Source organism: Candidatus Pelagibacter communis, assembly GCF_001180025.1.
GTDB lineage: Bacteria > Pseudomonadota > Alphaproteobacteria > Pelagibacterales > Pelagibacteraceae > Pelagibacter > Pelagibacter ubique_A.
The window spans coordinates 1-1,355 of sequence record NZ_CVSK01000069.1 but is presented as its reverse complement, the minus strand read 5'-3'; the positions used below and the strand labels follow the sequence as shown (position 1 = coordinate 1,355).

Annotated in this window: 3 protein-coding genes; all 3 read left to right on the top strand. The window is 27.1% G+C overall.

Annotation, left to right across the window (positions count from 1 at the left end):
- Positions 1 to 684: aspartate-semialdehyde dehydrogenase (locus AMN83_RS04065; RefSeq protein WP_075504403.1), on the top strand; the 684-nt coding region annotated here is incomplete at its 5' end.
- A 3-nt stretch (positions 685 to 687) separates the two neighbouring features.
- A complete protein-coding gene (sdhC, locus tag AMN83_RS04060) occupies positions 688 to 1,068 on the top strand; it encodes a succinate dehydrogenase, cytochrome b556 subunit (protein WP_075504402.1) in 381 nt (126 codons plus the stop codon).
- Positions 1,068 to 1,355, top strand: a 288-nt coding sequence (gene sdhD / locus AMN83_RS04055; RefSeq protein ID WP_075504401.1) for a succinate dehydrogenase, hydrophobic membrane anchor protein, incomplete at its 3' end; no start/stop codon positions are given. The genes sdhC and sdhD, both read left to right, overlap by 1 nt.

The following is a 1,355-nucleotide window of genomic DNA, read 5'->3' as shown; positions in this document are numbered from 1 at the left end:
GTTCCACAAGTGAATGCAGCCGAAATTAAAAATATGAAAAAAAATATTATTGCCAATCCAAATTGTTCTACAGCACAACTTGTTATAGCACTTAAACCACTACATAATTTATTTAAAATTAAAAGAGTTGTAGTTTCAACTTACCAATCTGTTTCAGGTGGTGGCAAAAGTCCAATGGACGAATTAATTGATCAAACTAAACAATATTTAGATGGAAAAAAAATAGAGTCAAAAAATTTTACTAAACAAATCGCTTTTAATGTTATTCCACATATCGATGTTTTTGCTGATGATGGATATACAAAAGAAGAATTAAAAATGACATATGAAACAAAAAAAATCTTAGACGAGTCAATTGAACTTACAGCTACATGTGTAAGAATTCCTGTTTTAGTATCTCATTCGGAGTCTGTAAATATAGAATTTGAAAAACCATATACTTTAGAAAAAGTGAGAGATGTTTTAAGTAAATCAGATGGTTGTGAGGTTATTGATAAAAGAGAAAATGGAGGTTATAGCACACCATTTGAAGCAGCTGGGAGTGATGAGACATATATATCTAGAATTAGGGAGGACAAAACTAAAAAAAATTCGTTAAATTTGTGGATTGTATCAGACAACCTATTGAGAGGTGCTGCACTTAATTCTGTTGAAATTGCCGAAACAATTATTAATTCAAAATAAAATATGGAAAACAGACCTTTATCACCACACATACAGATTTATAAATGGCATATTTCTTCATTAGTATCTATTTCACACAGGATTACAGGAATAATTAATTTTTTTGCAATCACATTAATTTGTATTTGGTTTGCATTAATGCTTCTAGGAGAAAGTAATTATCAAATTATTAAAAATTTTTTAGAAACTTTTTTAGGTAAATTTATTTTAATTGGAATAACCTGGTCATTTAGTTTTCAAATGTTAAGTGAAGTAAGACACTTGATTATGGATTTAGGTTATGGATTTGAATTACAAACAACAAAAATTACAGGTTTGTTAGTTATTTTTGGTTCGATTGTTTTAACTATCTTAATTTATTTAATTGGCAGAGGATTAATATAATGCTGCCAGTAACAAAAAAATGGTTATTCTTAAAAATTAGTTCTGCAATCTTATTACCTTTAATGCTTTGGTTTATTATAAATTTAGTGAATATTTATGATAAAAGTTATTTAGAAATAGTGAATTTTTTAACAACACAACCATCTGAATTCCTAATTGGATTATTTTTAGTTATTGCTTATTTTTTTTCAGCTTTGACTATAAGTGAGGTTTTTGAAGACTATATTAACGATAAAAAAACCAAAAATGCCGCAAACAAAGTCCTAAATTTTTTTGCTATAACAATT